Genomic DNA, 14,831 nt, shown 5'->3' with positions numbered 1-14,831 from the left:
CTCGTCCGCACCCGGCCGAGCGCGAGGCGACCTGCCGCACACGCGGCCGCAGCAGCGCGGACGGCGGCGTCCCATGGCGCGGCCCTCCTCGCCGGCGGCCCTTGCGCCGCCTCGGCGCCTGCGGGACGATGCCGCGTCTCGGCACGGGAGGGGAAGCGCCATGGTCGAGCTGGTCATCCGCGGCGATCGGGTCGTCACCCCGCAGGGCGACGGGCCGGCCGACGTGGCGGTCGCCGGGGGACGCATCGTCGCCGTCGCGGCGCCGGGAAGCCTCCCCGTGCCGGAAGGCGCGCGGCTGGTGGACGCGACTGGCAAGATCGTCATGCCGGGCGGCATCGACCCGCACGTGCACTGCCTCTGGCACCTGCCGAACCCGGACGGCACCGCGGGCCTCACCCAGGGGCCGAACCGGGTCAGCCGCGCGGCGCTGCACGGCGGCACGACGACGATGATCGACTTCGTGCGCTGGACCCACGGCAACACCGTCGAGGGCGCGATCGAGAAGCGGCGCGCCGACTGGACCGCGGACGGCTGCCACTGCGACTACGCCTTCCACGTCATGGTCGAGGGCGACCTGCCGCCCGACCTGCCCGCCCAGCTCGGCGAGGCGATCCGGGGCGGCTGGCCCACGGTGAAGATCTTCACCACCGACATCACCCCGAGCCGGCGCGGCCGCATGGTGGACTTCGGCGACATCTGGGAGGTGTTCAAGGTCCTCGCCGCCGCGCGCGGCCTCGGCGTCATCCACGCCGAGGACAACGACATCGTCATGCACATGTACGCGAAGCTGATCCGCGAGGGGCGAGTCGGCTTCGAGAACATGGCGGAGGTGCACAACACGCTGTCGGAGGACCTCTCCTTCCGCCGCGTCATCCGCCTCGCCGAGCACGTGCCGGGCACGGCGCTCTACATGATGCACGTCTCGGCGGCGAACGGCGTGCGCGCGATCCGCGAGGCGCGGGCCAGGGGCCTGCCGATCTACGGCGAGACGCTGCACCAGTACCTGCTCTACAGCAGCGAGGACTACCGCCGGCCGAACGGGCAGATCTACCACACCTACCCGTCGCTGAAGTCGAAGGCGGACCAGGAGGAGCTGTGGGCCGGCACGCGCGACGGCTCGATCGGCTCGGTGGCGACGGACGAGATCTGCTGCTCGCTCGCGGTGAAGGTGCAGGGGAAGCGGATCGACGACACGACGGGCGGCAATGCCGGGGTCGAGCCGCGCCTCGCGGTGATCTACACCGAGACGGTCGGCAAGCGCGGCTACTCGCTGCGCCACTTCGTGGACCTGGTCTCGACCAACGCGGCGAAGGTGATGGGGCTCTACCCGCGCAAGGGCGCGATCGCGCCGGGGAGCGACGCCGACATCGCCATCCTCGACCCGGCGCTGCGCCGCACCGTGCGGGCGGAGGCGCTGCACGAGACCGACTACTCGCCCTGGGAGGGGCGCGAGGTCGCCGCTTGGCCGTGCATGACCATCCTGCGCGGGCGGGTGGTGGTGGAGGACGGGCGCTTTCTCGGGGGCGCCACGCCGGGCGGAGAGTGGCTGCCGCGCCGCATCCCCGCCGAGATCCTCGAGGCCAGGCCGCTCTGAGCCGCGCTGGGCGCGGCCCGCCGGTCTTCCACGAACGGGGCGAGGCGCGGCGAAGGGCGATCCGGCGCGGCGCGAGGCCCGACAGATCGGCGCGCTGCCGCCGGATCTGGTGGCGCGCACCTGCGACGATGGCTACGCGGCGAGCGAGCCGGTCGCGGCGCGGCTCGGCTGGGATCCCGTGGGCTGGAAGATCGCCGGCACCACGCCGGCGATGCGCGAGAAGCTGCGGGTCCCGGCGCCCATCTGCGGCCGGACATTCCGGCGCTTCGCCCGCCGCTCGCCGGGCCGCGGTACGCGTCGCCTTCGACGGCTGACCGCTTCGCACCGGCTCCGCCGGGCGCCCCGTCACGCCGCGCCGCCGGCGCCCGCCGGCGCCGCGTCCACCACCTGCAGACAGGCGGTCACCTCGTCGTTCCACCGCTCCGCGCGCAGGTGCCCGCAGAGGTGCAGCGGCACGCGATCGCCGGCCAACAGCAGTTGCGCCAGCGGTCCGTCCTTGGCGCGGAAGGTGATGGTCTTCAGCCGACCGCCGCCCTCCCCCTCGATGATCGCGCGCACCGTCGCGCCCTCGCGGCCGAGGCGGTCGGCGCGCACCACGCGGGCGCGGGCAATGGCGAACACCGGCTCCTCGTTGCCGGCCCCGAACGGCGCGAGGCGCTCCACCTCCCGCGCCAGGTCGGGGGTGGCCGCCCGCACGGCGAGCGCCCCTTCCACCAGCAGGTCGGCGGCCGCGGGCAGGGCGGCAGCGTGCGCAAGGCGTTCGCTGAGGAAGGCGTGCACCGCCTCGCGCCGGGCGGCGGCGAAGGAGAAGCCGGCGGCCATGGCATGGCCCCCGCCGGTGTCCAGCAGCCCGGCTTGGCGCGCGGCGATCACCGCGGCGCCGAGGTCCACGCCCGGCACCGAGCGGCCGGACCCCTTGGCGATCCCGCCTGCGAGCCCGGCCACGCAGGCAGGCCGGTTGAACCGCTCCCTGACGCGGCCGGCGACGATGCCGACCACGCCTGGGTGCCAGCCCTCGCCGCAGACGAGCAGCACGGGCGAGCCGGCCTCCGCCTGGCGCTCGGCCTCGGCGAAGGCGGCGCCGAGCACCGCGCCCTCCACCTCCTGGCGGCGGCGGTTCACGGCATCGAGCCGCTCGGCCATGGCGCGCGCCTCGACGGGATCGTCGCAGAGCAGGAGGCGCAGGCCGAGGTCCGGCTCGGCGATGCGGCCCGAGGCGTTGATCCGCGGGCCGAGCACGAAGCCGAGCGTGTGCGCGGTCGGCGCGTCGCGGCTTCCGGCCACCTCGAGAAGCGCGGCGATGCCCGGCCGCTCGCGCCGCGCCATCACCTTCAGGCCCTGGGCGACAAGGGCGCGGTTGAGGCCGGTCAGCGGCATCACGTCGCACACCGTCGCCAGCGCGACGAGGTCGAGCAGGTCGAGCAGCCGCGGCTCGCCCATCCGCGCGAACCAGCCGGCGCGGCGCAGGCTCCGCACCGTCGCCACGGCGGCGAGGAAGGCGACCGTGGCCGCGCAGACATGCCGCAGCCCCGAGGTGCAGTCCAGGCGGTTCGGGTTCACCGCGGCGAGGACGCGCGGCAGCGGGCCCTCCGCCTTGTGGTGGTCGAGGACCAGCACCTCCGCGCGCCCGCGCGCGGCTTCCAGCGCCTCGACGGCGGCGATGCCGCAGTCCACGCAGACGATCAGCGTCGCGCCCGCGTCGCACAAGGCGGCGATGGCGGGCGCGTTCGGCCCGTAGCCCTCCTGCAGCCGGTCGGGGACATAGGGCAGGACCTCGCAACCGAGGTCGCGCAGGAAGCCCACCATCAGCGCGCCGGCGCAGGCGCCGTCCACGTCGTAGTCGCCGAAGACCGCGACCCGCTCGCCCTCCCGCACCGCCCGCGCCAGCCGGTCGGCGGCGGCGTCCATGTCGGCGAGCGTGGACGGATCGGGCAGCAGGGCGCGCAGGGTCGGCTCGAGGAACAGCGCCGCGTCCTCGACGCCGACGCCGCGGCCGGCCAGCAGCCGGCCGACCACCTCCGCCACGCCGAGGCTCTGGGCGATGCCGAGCCCGGTGCGTGCGTCGCCGAGGCGCCAGACCCAGCGGCGCCCCGTCACGCTGCGGGCAATGCCGAGGACGGGAGCCGCCGCGTCGAGGCCATCCATCATGCGGCCCTCCCCCTGGGCCGCGACGCCGCGCGGCGCGACGCCGCGCTCACGAGACGAAGGCGCTGGGCTTGGTGGCGAAGTTGTGGTGCCCCTCGATGTAGCGGACGGTCCCGGACTTCGAGCGCATGACGATCGAGTGGGTGACCGCGCCGCCGGCGAAACGGCGCACGCCGCGCAGCATCGCCCCGTTGGTCACGCCGGTCGCGGCGAACATCACCTCGCCGCGCGCCATGTCCTCGAGCCCGTACTTCCGGTTCCCGTCCGTGACGCCCATCTCGCGCGCCCGCGCGACCTGCTCCTCGTTCTCGAACAGCAGCCGGCCCTGCATCTGGCCGCCGATGCAGCGCAGCGCCGCCGCCGCCAGCACCCCCTCCGGGGCGCCGCCGGAGCCGAGATACATGTCCACTCCGGTCTCCGGCTGGGCCACGGCGACCACGCCCGCCACGTCGCCGTCCGGGATCAGCATGATGCGGGCGCCGGCGGCGCGGATGGCGCGGATCTTCTCCTTGTGCCGGTCGCGGTCGAGCAGGCAGACGACCAGGTCGGAGATGTCGGTCTTCTTGGCCTTGGCGAGCTCGCGCAGGTTCCTCTCCGGCGTCTCGTCGAGGTCCACGATGCCGGGCGGCAGGCCGGGGCCGACCGCGATCTTGTCCATGTAGATGTCGGGCGCGTGCAGGAATCCGCCGCGCGGGGCGAGCGCCACGACGGCCATCGCGTTCGGCCCGCCCTTCGCCGTGGTCGAGGTGCCCTCCAGCGGGTCCACGGCGATGTCCACCTCCGGGCCGCCGAGGCCGATCCGCTCGCCGATGTAGAGCATCGGCGCCTCGTCCATCTCGCCCTCGCCGATCACCACCGTGCCGCTGATCGCGACCGTGTCGAAGGCGCGGCGCATCGCGTCCACCGCCGCGCCGTCGGCGGCGTTCTTGTCGCCGCGGCCCATCCAGCGGCTCGCGGCCAGCGCCGCGGCCTCCGTCACCCGCACGAGCTCGAGGGCGAGGTTGCGGTCCACGACCATCCCGGGCTGCAGGGGGATGGCGCTGTTCGTCTCGGCCATGGCTGCGTCCTCCGAATCGGGGCGCAGGGTAGCGCGGAACCGGCGCGGTGCGGGAGCCTACAAAGGCTCGATGCGGATCAGGGCCGGCCGCTCCAGCACCGCGTCGAGCGCCGCGATGCGGGTCAGCGCCTCGCGCATAGCCGCCTCCTCGGTGTCGTGGGTCACCAGCACCACCGGCACCGCCTCGCCCGGCGCGCGGCCGCGCTGGAGCATGGATTCGAGGCTGATCCTGAGGTCGCGCAGCACCCCCGTCACGTCGGCGATCACGCCGGGACGATCCACCACCATCAGGCGCAGGTAGTAGGCGCCGACATGGCGCTCCATCGGCACCGCCGGCGTCGGGTCGAGCGCGCCGTTGGAGGCGCCCCAGACCGGGGTGTGCCGCCCGCGCGCGAGGTCTATGAGGTCGGCGACCACCGCGCTCGCCGTCGGCCGGGCGCCCGCCCCCCTCCCCTCCATCACGATGCGGCCGACGAAATCGCCCTCCGCCACCACGGCGTTGAACACGCCGTCCACGCGGGCGATCGGCGCCCCGGCCGGCACCATGCAGGGATGCACGCGGGTCGAGATGCCGCCCTCCTCCCGCTTGGCGATGCCGAGCAGCTTGATCCGGTAGCCCAGCTCCTCGGCCAGCGCGATGTCGAGCGCCGAGACCTCGCGGATGCCCTCGACATGCACCGCGGCGAGGTCCACCGGCCGGCCGAAGGCGAGGGCGGCGAGGATCGCGAGCTTGTGCGCCGCGTCCACGCCGTCGATGTCGAAGGAGGGATCGGCCTCGGCGTAGCCGAGCCGCTGCGCCTCCGCGAGCGCCTCGGCGAACTCCCGCTTGTGCTCGCGCATCGTGGTCAGGATGTAGTTGCAGGTGCCGTTGAGGATGCCGGCGACGCGCTGGATGCGGTTCGCGGCGAGCCCCTCGCGCAGCACCTTGATCGCGGGGATGCCGCCCGCCACCGCCGCCTCGAAGGCGAGCGGCACGCCGCGCGATTCGGCAAGCTCCGCGATCGCCGCGCCGTGCACCGCGAGCAGCGCCTTGTTCGCCGTGACCACCGGCTTGCCGGCGCGGAGCGCGGCCTCGACCAGCGCGCGCGCCGGGCCCTCGCTGCCGCCGATCAGCTCGACCACCACGTCCACGCCGGGGTCGGCGGCGAGCGCGACCGGGTCCTCGTACCAGCGCAGGCCGGCGAGCGGCACGCCGCGGTCCCTCGCGCGGTCGCGGGCGGAGACGGCGGTGACGGCGATCGGCCGCCCGGCGCGCGCGGCGATGAGCGCCGCGTTGTCGCGCAGCAGCGCGAGGACTCCGGCGCCGACCGTGCCCAGGCCGGCGACCGCGACGGCGAGCGGTCGGGTCATGCGGTGCTCAGTTCCTTCTGCGGCGTCGCCTCGGCGGGCCCCGCATTGTCGCCGGCGAGGAAGGCGCGGATGCCGCGCAGCGCCTGGCGGATGCGGTGGGTGTTCTCGACGAGGGCGATGCGGACGTGCTCGTCCCCGTGCTCGCCGAAGCCGAGGCCCGGAGAGACGGCGACCCTCGCCCTGGCGAGCAGCAGCTTCGCGAACGCGACGCTGCCGAGATGGCGGAAGCGCTCCGGGATCGGCGCCCAGACGAACATGCTGCCCTCCGGCGCGGGCACCTCCCAGCCGGCCTGGCGCAGCCCCCTCACCAGCACGTCGCGCCGCTCCCGGTACAGGCGGCGCATCTGCTCCACGCAGTCCTGCGGCCCGTTCAGCGCGGCGGCGGCGGCGACCTGGATCGGCGTGAAGGCGCCGTAGTCGAGGTAGCTCTTCACCCGCGCCAGCGCCGCGATCAGCCGCGGGTTGCCGGCGGCGAAGCCCATCCGCCAGCCGGGCATGTTGTAGGTCTTGGACATGGAGGTGAACTCCACCGTCACCTCCTTCGCCCCCGGCACCTGCAGCACCGAGGGCGGCACCCGGTCGCCGAAGTAGAGCTCCGCATAGGCGAGGTCGGAGAGGATGAACAGCTCGTGCCGGCGGCAGAAGGCGACGAGCTCCCTGTAGAAGTCGAGATCGGCGAGCAGCGCCGTCGGGTTGGAGGGGAAGTTGACGATCACCGCCGTCGGCTTCGGCACCGAATGGCGCACCGCGCGGTCCATCGCCCGCAGCATCGCCTCGTCGGGCGTGCAGGGCAGCGAGCGCACCGAGGCGCCGGCGATGATGAAGCCGAACTGGTGGATCGGATAGGAGGGGTTCGGCACCAGGATGGTGTCGCCGGGCGAGGCGATCGCCTGCGCGAGGTTGGCGAGCCCCTCCTTCGAGCCGAGGGTGGCGACGACCTCGGTCTCCGGGTCCAGCCTCACGCCGAAGCGGCGCGCGTAGTAGCCGGCGAGGGCCTTGCGCAGCCCGGGGATGCCCTTCGACTGGGAATAGCGGTGCGTGCGCGGGTCCTGCACCGCCTCGACCAGCTTGGCGACGATGTGGGGCGGCGTCGGGCTGTCCGGGTTGCCCATGCCGAGGTCAACGATGTCCTCGCCGGCGGCGCGCGCCTTGGCCTTGGCGGCGTTGACCTCCGCGAAGACGTAGGGCGGCAGGCGTCGGATGCGGTGGAATTCCTCGGTCATCGGGCAGGGCTCACGGGCGGGATGGGGCGCGGACCATACAGCGAAGCGTCAGCCGCCGCGAGGCGGCGCGAGCAGATCGGCCGGCGGCGGGGGCGGCGGCGCCGCGCCGGGGGCGAGCAGTTCGCCCGGCGGGAGCGGCGGAGGCGTGTCGGACGGCCGCGGCGCGCCGATGGGGGGCGTGCCGGCCGCAGCCGCCGGCGCCGCATCGTTCCGGGCGGCCTCCCCCGGCCCGGCGGCTCCGGGCGCCGAGGGCGGGGGCGGCGCGGCCACGGCCGGCGCCGCGACTTCGGCCGCAGGCGGCGCGGCCGGCCAGGCCGGGGCGGCGGCCGCGGCGGAGGCGGGCGCCGAGGGCGGCGCCGCGGCGCGGGGCGCGGCACCGGCCGTTGCCGGCGGATCGAAAGCGATGCGCGGGGCCGCGGCCAGGGCAGGGCGCGGCGGCGGCGCCGCGGGCACCGGCGGCCGCCCCGGCAGCGCGGCGGCGGCACCGGTAGGCCCGGCGGCGGCGCCCGGCTCCAGCGGCTGGCGGGACCGCGCACGCTCGGCCGCCAGCGCCGCCGTCATCGCCTCGCGCACCGCCGGATCCGGCCGGTCGGGCCGCGGCGGCACGGTGCCGAGGTTGGGATAGGGCGCGTCGAGATGGGGGGGCGGCAGCCGGTCCGCCGCGCTGGCGCCCGTGGCATGGCTCCAGATGACCACCGGGTTGACCTCGTCCGGCAGCCGGCCGCAGCCGCCGAGGGTGAGGAGGACAACGGCGAGGCCGAGCAGCGTCGCGCCCGGGGCCGCGGGGCCGCGGCCCGCTTGATCCGCCCTCGGCCAGCCCCTAGGTTGCCGTTGCAATCCGGCGCGTTGATCCTGCGGGCGCAGCATCGCATCCCCATCCGTCCGTGGCCCCATGGGGTAGCCCGAATCCGCCGCCATGCGAAAGCGGCCCCGGCCGCGCCGAACAGAGACCGTGATGGCCGAGACGAATTCCCCGAGCGGCAGCTCCATCCCGCCTTTCCGCCTGCCGGACCCGAACCTCGTCGCCCGCACCATGGCGGACGTGGCGGAGCGCGGGCAGCGCATCGTCGCCGATTTCCTCAGACGGCAGGCCGCCGAGGGGGGGCCGGCCCCGTCCACGCCCGACCCGCTCGGGATCGGCAGCGCCTTCATGGAGATGACGGCGCGGCTGATGGCGAACCCGGCGCGGCTGATGCAGGCGCAGATCGGCTTCTGGCAGGACTACCTGACGCTCTGGCAGAACACGGCGCGGCGGGTGCTCGGCGGCCGGCCGGCCGAGCCGGTGATCGAGGAAGGTCCGGCCGACCGGCGCTTCAGGGACGACGCCTGGCGCGAGAACGAGGTGTTCGACTTCATCCGCCAGTCCTACCTGCTCTCCGCACGGTTCTTCCAGACCGTCGTCAGGCAGGCCGAGGGGCTCGACCCGAAGACGGCGCAGAAGGTGGACTTCTACACGCGCCAGTTCGTGGACGCGATGAGCCCCACGAACTTCCTGCTCACCAACCCCGAGGTGCTGCGCAGGACCGCCGAATCGGGCGGGGAGAACCTGCTCAAGGGCCTCTCCAACCTGCTCTCCGACCTCGAGCGGGGGCGCGGGCAGCTCAGGATCCGGATGACGGACGACACCAAGTTCAAGGTGGGCGAGAACATCGCCGTCACGCCGGGAAAGGTGATCTACCAGAACGACCTGATGCAGCTGATCCAGTACGCGCCGAGCACGCCCCAGGTGCTGAAGCGGCCGCTGCTGATCATCCCGCCCTGGATCAACAAGTTCTACATCCTCGACCTGCGCCCGAAGAACAGCTTCGTCCGCTGGGCGGTCGAGCAGGGCCACACGGTGTTCATGGTCTCCTGGGTCAACCCGGACGAGCGGCTCGCCGACAAGGGCTTCGACGACTACATGCGCGAGGGGCCCTACGCCGCGCTCGAGGCGATGGAGAAGGCGACCGGCGAGCGCGCCTTCAACGTGATCGGCTACTGCCTCGGCGGCACGCTGCTCGCCTGCACCCTGGCGCACATGGCGGCGAAGCGCGACACGAGGATCAGGACCGCGACCTTCTTCACCACCATGGTGGACTTCGAGGAGGCGGGGGAGCTCGGCGTCTTCATCGACGAGGAGCAGCTCAAGTCCCTCGAGGAGAAGATGAGCCAGCGCGGCTACCTCGAGGGCCGCGAGATGGCGACCACCTTCAACATGCTGCGCGCCAACGACCTGATCTGGTCCTTCGTCGTCAACAACTACCTGCTGGGGCAGGACCCCTTCCCGTTCGACCTGCTCTACTGGAACGACGACTCCACGCGCATGCCGGCGCGCATGCACAGCTTCTACCTGCGCCGCATGTACCAGCAGAACGACCTGGTGAAGCCGGGCGCGATCGAGCTCGACGGCGTCAGGCTCGATCTCCGGAAGATCAGGCTGCCGACCTACATCCTGGCGACCCGCGAGGACCACATCGCGCCGTGGCGGAGCTGCTACCGCGCGACGCAGATCTACCAGGGGCCGAAGCGCTTCGTCCTTGCCGCCTCCGGCCACATCGCGGGCGTCGTGAACCCGCCGGACGCGGGCAAGTACAGCCACTGGGTCAACGAGGAGCTCCCGCCCGACCCCGAGGACTGGCTCGCCGGCGCCACCGAGCTCGCCGGCTCCTGGTGGCCGGACTGGCACCGCTGGGTGTCCTCGCTCTCCAGGGAGACGGTGCCGGCGCGCATTCCCGGCGAGGGCGGCCTTCCCGCGATCGAGGACGCGCCGGGGAGCTACGTGAAGGTGATCGCGACCGACTGACGCCGGGGGCGGTCGCTGCTGGCGCCTGCCCCTCCCCTCGGACGCCGGACGCCAACCGCCGGTTCGCCCGGCGAAGGCGGCGGGTCGCCTGCGCCGCCAGCGCGCCCGCTCAGTAGCCCGCGTCGCCGAGGCCGATGGTCGTCTGGCCCGCGCTCACGCCCGGCTCGGTGGCGGCGGTGCCGAACCAGCGCTGGTCGGCGTCGAGCCGCGCCATCTCGCGCGCCGCCTGCTGCGCGGCGAGCATCGCCGCGGGCAACGGGCCGAGCTCGCCCAGGCGCTGCAGCGTCGCCGCCCCGCCGGGCTCGAACAGCGCGGGGGAGAGGGCGCGCGCCGCCGCCGCCGGATCGCCGGCGCCGAGCGCCCGCGCGGCCTCGGCGAGCGCGACGATCACCGGGCGCGGCGGCGCCTCCGTCCGCGTGCCGAGCGCGCTCCGCAACTCGGCGCGCGCGGTGAGCAGGGCGAAGCCGACCGAGGCCGGCATCGGGGCGAAGCGCGGGTCGGACGGCACGGCGGCGGCCAGGTACTCGAGACGTGCCGCGGCCAGCGCCGCCTCGCGTGGCCGTCCCGCCAGCGCCCGGCCGGACTCGGCGAAGTCGGACGCCGCGGCACGGACCGTCCCGCGCAACGGGTCACCGGGGTCGGGGGAGAGGAGCAGCGGAAGCCCGCGGTCCTGCGGCGGCGTGCGCAGCTCGGCACAGCCCCCGCCCACGAGCAGCGCGGCGACCGCGAACAGCGGCGCCAGGACGGCAAAGGCGATGCGATGTCGGGAAGGCGCGGACGATGCCTCCCGCCTCACTGGATCCCTCGCGGGATCAGCGGTCCCGGGCCGCGATGCCGTTCGCGGTCGCTGCGGATCATCTCCTGCTGCGCCAGGGCCGTGGCCGACGCGGTGCGCGGCAGGGGCGGAAGCATCGCAAGCCGGTCCAGCGTCGCCTGCCCGCCGGCAGGGAACACTGGCGGGGAGAGCGCCGCCGCCGCGCCGGCCCGATCGCCCGCGCGCAGCGCGCGGCTGGCGGCGAAGAGCTGGTCGATCACCGCCTGGGGCGGGGCGCCGGGCGGGATGCCGAGCGCGCCCCGCAGCTCGGCCCGCGCGGCCTGCATCTGCTGGCCGACGAGCGGCGACAGGCCTGCCCAGCGGGGGCCGGTGGAGAGCTCGACGGCCAGGTGCTCGACCTCGGCCACCGCGCGCGCCGCCTCCTCAGGCCGGCCGGCGAGGCGCCCCGGACGGGAGAAGGCGTCGGCCGCGTGCAGGATGGCGGCGCGGGTGGGATCGCCGGCGCCCGCCACCGCATCGGCCGGCAGCACGGCGGAGGGCGGCATCGCCTCCGGGGCGCAGCCGGCGGCGCCGAGCACCAGAAGCAGCGCCAGGGCCGCCGGAACCCGCGCAGCGCGTGCGGCGGCCGCCATGGCGCGGCGCCTCACGAGCGGCCGGCGGCGGCACCGTCACCCGGTCCGCCCCCCTGGTCCTCGAGGCGATCGAGGCGGTCGAGCTCGAACTGCGCGAGCACCGCCGCGTTGTTGGCGCTCGGCAGCGGCGGCAGGGCGGCCAGCCGGCGCAGCGTCTCGGCGCCGCCGGCCTGGAACACTTCCGGGCTGAGGCTGCGTTCGGCCGCCGCCCGGTCCCCCGAGCGCAGCGCCCGCGCGGCCGAGTAGAGCTGGTCGATCACCGCCTGGGGCGAAGCGGCGGGCGCGATCCCGAGCGCGGCGCGCGTCTCGTTCCGCGCCATGACGAGCGCCGTCGCGACGTTGGGGCTCATGCCGGACCAGCGGGGACCGTGCGGGACCTCCACGGCCAGGAATTCGAGCTGCGCCACGGCGCGCGCGGCCTCGTCCGGCCGGTTGGCGAGCATGGCGGGGGTCGCGAAAGCAGTCGCCGTGCCGAGGATCGCCGCGCGCGTACCATCGCCTGCGCCGGCGATGGCGTCCGGCGGCAGGCTGGCGCTCGGCGCCGGGGCGACGGTGCAGGCGCCGCCCGTCAGCAGCGGCAGGACCACGGCGCAAGCGCGCAGGGATCGCATGGTCGGAGTCTCCGCAGGGTCTCTCGCCGTGCAAGTCTGACCCGGCCTGCGCTTCGGCGCAATCGTGGCGCGGATGCGCCGGGCTCAGCCCGGGTAACACCCCGCGGCGCGCGCCCGGGCGCGGACCAGGGCGAGGACGGTGCGGCAGGTCGGCGCCTCCACCCCCACCAGCTCCGCCAGCTCCACCACCACGCCGAGCAGCGCGTCGATCTCCATCGGCCGGCCGCGCTCGAGGTCCTGCAGCATGGAGGTCTTGTGCGCGCCGACCTCCGACGCGCCGGCGATGCGCTTGTCCACGTCTATGGCGAAGCGCACGCCGAGCTTCTCGGCCACCGCCTGCGCCTCGAGCATCATCGCGCGCGCCACGCCGCGCTGGCCGGGATCGGCGATCAGCACGTCGAGCGTCGCGGTGGTGAGCGCCGAGATCGGGTTGAAGGCGAGGTTGCCCCAGAGCTTGACCCAGATCTCGTCGCGGATGCGCGGGCGGATGGGCGCCTTGAAGCCGGCGGCGATCAGCGCCTCGGAGAGCGCGCTCGCGCGCGCGCTGCGGCTGCCGTCGGGCTCGCCGAGGGTGAAGCGGTCGCCGTAGGTGTGCTCGATCACGCCGGGCTCGACGACCTCGGCGGCGGGATAGACGATGCAGCCGATGGCGCGCGAGGGGTGCAGCAGGTCCCAGAGCCGCCCGCCCGGGTCCACGCTCTCGACGCGGCGGTCCTCCCACGGGCCGGGAAGCTTGTAGAAGTACCACCAGGGGATGCCGTTGACGGCGGAGACGATCGCCGTCTCCGGCCCGAGGAGGGGCTGCATCGCCTCGGCCGCGCCGGGCAGCGAATGGGCCTTGAGCGTCACGACGACGTAGTCCTGCGGCCCCGCCTCGCGCGCATCCGCGACGCAACGCGGATGCGCGACGATCTCCCGCCCCTCGGAGATCAGCCGCACGCCGTTCCGCTGCATCGCCGCGAGGTGCGGGCCGCGGGCGACGAAGGTGACCTCCGCATCGCCCTTCGCCGCGAGCCGCGCGCCGAGCAGCCCGCCGATCGCGCCGGCGCCGAAGACGCAGATCCTCACGCCGTGATCCCCAGCTTCTCGGCGAGCCCGATGCGCTGCAGCTTGCCGGTCGCGCCCTTCGGGATCTCCGGCAGGAACACGACCTTCCGCGGCACCTTGAAGTCGGCGAGGTGCTTCGCGACGAAGTCGCGGATCTCGCGCTCCGTCGCCTCCATCCCCTCGCGCAGCACGATCGCGGCGCCGACCTCCTCGCCGAGCATCGGGTGCGGGATGGCGAAGGTGAGCGCCTGCGCCACGGCCGGATGCTCGCACAGCACGCCGTCCACCTCGAGCGGGCTCACCTGCTCGCCGCCGCGCTTGATCAGCTCCTTCAGCCGGCCGGTGAGCTGCAGGTAGCCCTCGGCATCGAAGCAGCCCTGGTCGCCGGTGCGGAACCAGCCCTTGGTGAAGGCCTTGGCGTTGGCCTCCGGGTTCGCCTCGTAGCCCCGGGTGACGTTGGGGCCGCGGATCACCACCTCGCCGACCGCGCCCTGCGGCAGGATGTTGCCGGCCTCGTCCATGATGGCGATCTCCGGCCCGGCGGGGAGGCCGACGAGGCCCGGCTTGCGCGGGCGCGGCGGCAGCGGGTTGGAGGCCATCTGGTGCGCCGCCTCGGTCATGCCGTAGGACTCGATCACCGGCGCCGAGAACGCCGCCTCCAGGTCGCGCATCACCTGCGCCGGAAGCGAGGCGGAGGAGGAGCGCAGGAAGCGCAGCCTCGTCCGCGCGATGATCTCCGCGTTGCGCGGGGCGCGCGCGAGGATCGCCTGGTGCATGGTCGGCACCGCCGTGTACCAGGTGGGCCGCTCGGCATCGAGCCAGCGGAAGAAGTGCAGCGCGTTGAAGCCCGGCGTGCAGCACACCGCGCCCCCGGCGGCGAGCGAGGCGAGGGTCGCCGCCATCAGCCCGTGGATGTGGAACAGCGGCATGACGTTGAGGCAGGCGTCCTCCGGCGTCAGCGCCAGCGTGTCCCGGATGTGCCGCGCCGAGGCGGCGACGTTGGCGTGGCTGAGCGGCACGATCTTCGGCCGCGCCGTGGTACCGGAGGTGTGCAGCACCAGCGCGACGTCCTCGGCCTCCGCCATGCCGGGGCGCTCGGCGCGGTCGCGGCCGGTGGCGCCTTCCAGCGTGAAGCTGCCGGCCTCCGTCCCCGGCACGAGGTCCAGCACCGGCACGCCGAGGCGCTTCGCCACCGCGCGCGCCGGGCTCTCCATGCCCTGCGCGACCACCAGCGCCCTGGCGCGGAGGTCGGTGAGGTAGAACTCGAACTCCTCGTCGCGATAGGCGGGGTTGAGCGGCGCGGTGGTGGCGCCGGAGGCGATGGCGACGAAGGCGGCCGCCATCTCCGGCCCGTTCGGCAGCACGATGGCGACGCGGTCGCCGCGCCCGATGCCGAGGCGGTTGAGCGCGGCGACGGTGCGCTCGGCGAGGGCGCGCAGGCCGGCATAGGTGAGCGGCGGGCGCCCCTCGGTCGCGCGGATCGCCGGGCGGGAGGGGTCTCCGGCGAGAAGCAGCTCGGGGATGGTGGTGAAGGACGTCATACCGGCGCGCGGTCCTTTCGGCGCTGAGTTCCGGCCCCCCGGTAGCGCCTCCCCCGCCCCGCCGGCAAGACGCG

11 protein-coding genes are annotated in these 14,831 nt (G+C 74.8%); 2 read left to right on the top strand and 9 right to left on the bottom strand.

What is annotated here, in order from left to right:
• Positions 1 to 160 precede the first annotated feature (160 nt).
• The gene (locus IEX99_RS15790; protein WP_188902005.1) at positions 161 to 1,594 is read left to right on the top strand and encodes an amidohydrolase family protein; all 1,434 of its coding nucleotides are present in this window, start codon (positions 161 to 163) and stop codon (positions 1,592 to 1,594) included.
• A gap of 345 nt (positions 1,595 to 1,939) precedes the next feature.
• Here IEX99_RS15790 and recJ read toward each other — a convergent pair whose 3' ends face one another.
• From recJ to IEX99_RS15770, 4 genes are read right to left on the bottom strand one after another with little or no spacing between them, the layout of a single operon-like run.
• Entirely contained in the window at positions 1,940 to 3,742 is a 1,803-nt protein-coding gene (gene recJ, locus IEX99_RS15785; RefSeq protein WP_188902003.1) for a single-stranded-DNA-specific exonuclease RecJ, read from the bottom strand.
• Between the two features lie 46 nt (positions 3,743 to 3,788).
• The gene (gene glpX, locus IEX99_RS15780; RefSeq protein ID WP_188902001.1) at positions 3,789 to 4,796 is read right to left on the bottom strand and encodes a class II fructose-bisphosphatase; all 1,008 of its coding nucleotides are present in this window, start codon (positions 4,794 to 4,796) and stop codon (positions 3,789 to 3,791) included.
• Positions 4,797 to 4,853: 57 nt separating this feature from the next.
• The gene (locus tag IEX99_RS15775) at positions 4,854 to 6,146 is read right to left on the bottom strand and encodes a homoserine dehydrogenase (RefSeq protein WP_188901999.1); all 1,293 of its coding nucleotides are present in this window, start codon (positions 6,144 to 6,146) and stop codon (positions 4,854 to 4,856) included.
• Positions 6,143 to 7,369: an LL-diaminopimelate aminotransferase gene (locus IEX99_RS15770; RefSeq protein ID WP_188901997.1), complete on the bottom strand. Its 1,227-nt coding sequence runs from the start codon at positions 7,367 to 7,369 to the stop codon at positions 6,143 to 6,145. The genes IEX99_RS15775 and IEX99_RS15770 overlap by 4 nt, the downstream gene beginning before the upstream one ends.
• Positions 7,370 to 8,324: 955 nt before the next feature.
• Between IEX99_RS15770 and IEX99_RS15765 the strand changes: the two genes are divergently transcribed.
• Positions 8,325 to 10,151, top strand: coding sequence for a PHA/PHB synthase family protein (locus IEX99_RS15765; protein WP_188901995.1), 1,827 nt, complete (start codon positions 8,325 to 8,327; stop codon positions 10,149 to 10,151).
• 109 nt (positions 10,152 to 10,260) lie between these two features.
• On the opposite strand, the gene IEX99_RS15760 is transcribed toward IEX99_RS15765, so the two are convergent.
• The 5 genes from IEX99_RS15760 to IEX99_RS15740 form a co-directional block, all read right to left on the bottom strand.
• Positions 10,261 to 10,947: a hypothetical protein gene (locus IEX99_RS15760; protein WP_188901993.1), complete on the bottom strand. Its 687-nt coding sequence runs from the start codon at positions 10,945 to 10,947 to the stop codon at positions 10,261 to 10,263.
• Positions 10,944 to 11,558, bottom strand: coding sequence for a hypothetical protein (locus tag IEX99_RS15755; RefSeq protein ID WP_188901991.1), 615 nt, complete (start codon positions 11,556 to 11,558; stop codon positions 10,944 to 10,946). Before IEX99_RS15755 ends, IEX99_RS15760 begins: the two co-directional genes overlap by 4 nt.
• 11 nt (positions 11,559 to 11,569) lie before the next feature.
• Positions 11,570 to 12,169, bottom strand: a complete 600-nt coding sequence (locus IEX99_RS15750) for a hypothetical protein (RefSeq protein ID WP_188901989.1) — start codon at positions 12,167 to 12,169, stop codon at positions 11,570 to 11,572.
• A gap of 84 nt (positions 12,170 to 12,253) precedes the next feature.
• Positions 12,254 to 13,237, bottom strand: a complete 984-nt coding sequence (locus tag IEX99_RS15745) for a 2-dehydropantoate 2-reductase (RefSeq protein WP_188901987.1) — start codon at positions 13,235 to 13,237, stop codon at positions 12,254 to 12,256.
• On the bottom strand, positions 13,234 to 14,757 hold the full coding sequence (locus IEX99_RS15740) for an acyl--CoA ligase (RefSeq protein WP_188901985.1): 1,524 nt from the start codon (positions 14,755 to 14,757) through the stop codon (positions 13,234 to 13,236). Before IEX99_RS15740 ends, IEX99_RS15745 begins: the two co-directional genes overlap by 4 nt.
• Positions 14,758 to 14,831: the final 74 nt, after the last annotated feature.

It is taken from the genome of Caldovatus sediminis (genome assembly GCF_014644455.1).
Classification (GTDB): domain Bacteria; phylum Pseudomonadota; class Alphaproteobacteria; order Acetobacterales; family Acetobacteraceae; genus Caldovatus; species Caldovatus sediminis.
Note: the sequence above shows the minus strand (reverse complement) of the source record. Positions and strands in the feature narration are given on the sequence as shown.

Bases quoted from the DNA above. Each gene is read 5' to 3' on its own strand.
- IEX99_RS15790 (WP_188902005.1), top strand. From the start codon at position 161: ATGGTCGAGCTGGTCATCCGCGGCGATCGGGTCGTCACCCCGCAGGGC.
- recJ (WP_188902003.1), bottom strand. From the start codon at position 3,742: ATGATGGATGGCCTCGACGCGGCGGCTCCCGTCCTCGGCATTGCCCGC.
- glpX (WP_188902001.1), bottom strand. From the start codon at position 4,796: ATGGCCGAGACGAACAGCGCCATCCCCCTGCAGCCCGGGATGGTCGTG.
- IEX99_RS15775 (WP_188901999.1), bottom strand. From the start codon at position 6,146: ATGACCCGACCGCTCGCCGTCGCGGTCGCCGGCCTGGGCACGGTCGGC.
- IEX99_RS15770 (WP_188901997.1), bottom strand. From the start codon at position 7,369: ATGACCGAGGAATTCCACCGCATCCGACGCCTGCCGCCCTACGTCTTC.
- IEX99_RS15765 (WP_188901995.1), top strand. From the start codon at position 8,325: ATGGCCGAGACGAATTCCCCGAGCGGCAGCTCCATCCCGCCTTTCCGC.
- IEX99_RS15755 (WP_188901991.1), bottom strand. From the start codon at position 11,558: ATGGCGGCCGCCGCACGCGCTGCGCGGGTTCCGGCGGCCCTGGCGCTG.
- IEX99_RS15750 (WP_188901989.1), bottom strand. From the start codon at position 12,169: ATGCGATCCCTGCGCGCTTGCGCCGTGGTCCTGCCGCTGCTGACGGGC.
- IEX99_RS15740 (WP_188901985.1), bottom strand. From the start codon at position 14,757: ATGACGTCCTTCACCACCATCCCCGAGCTGCTTCTCGCCGGAGACCCC.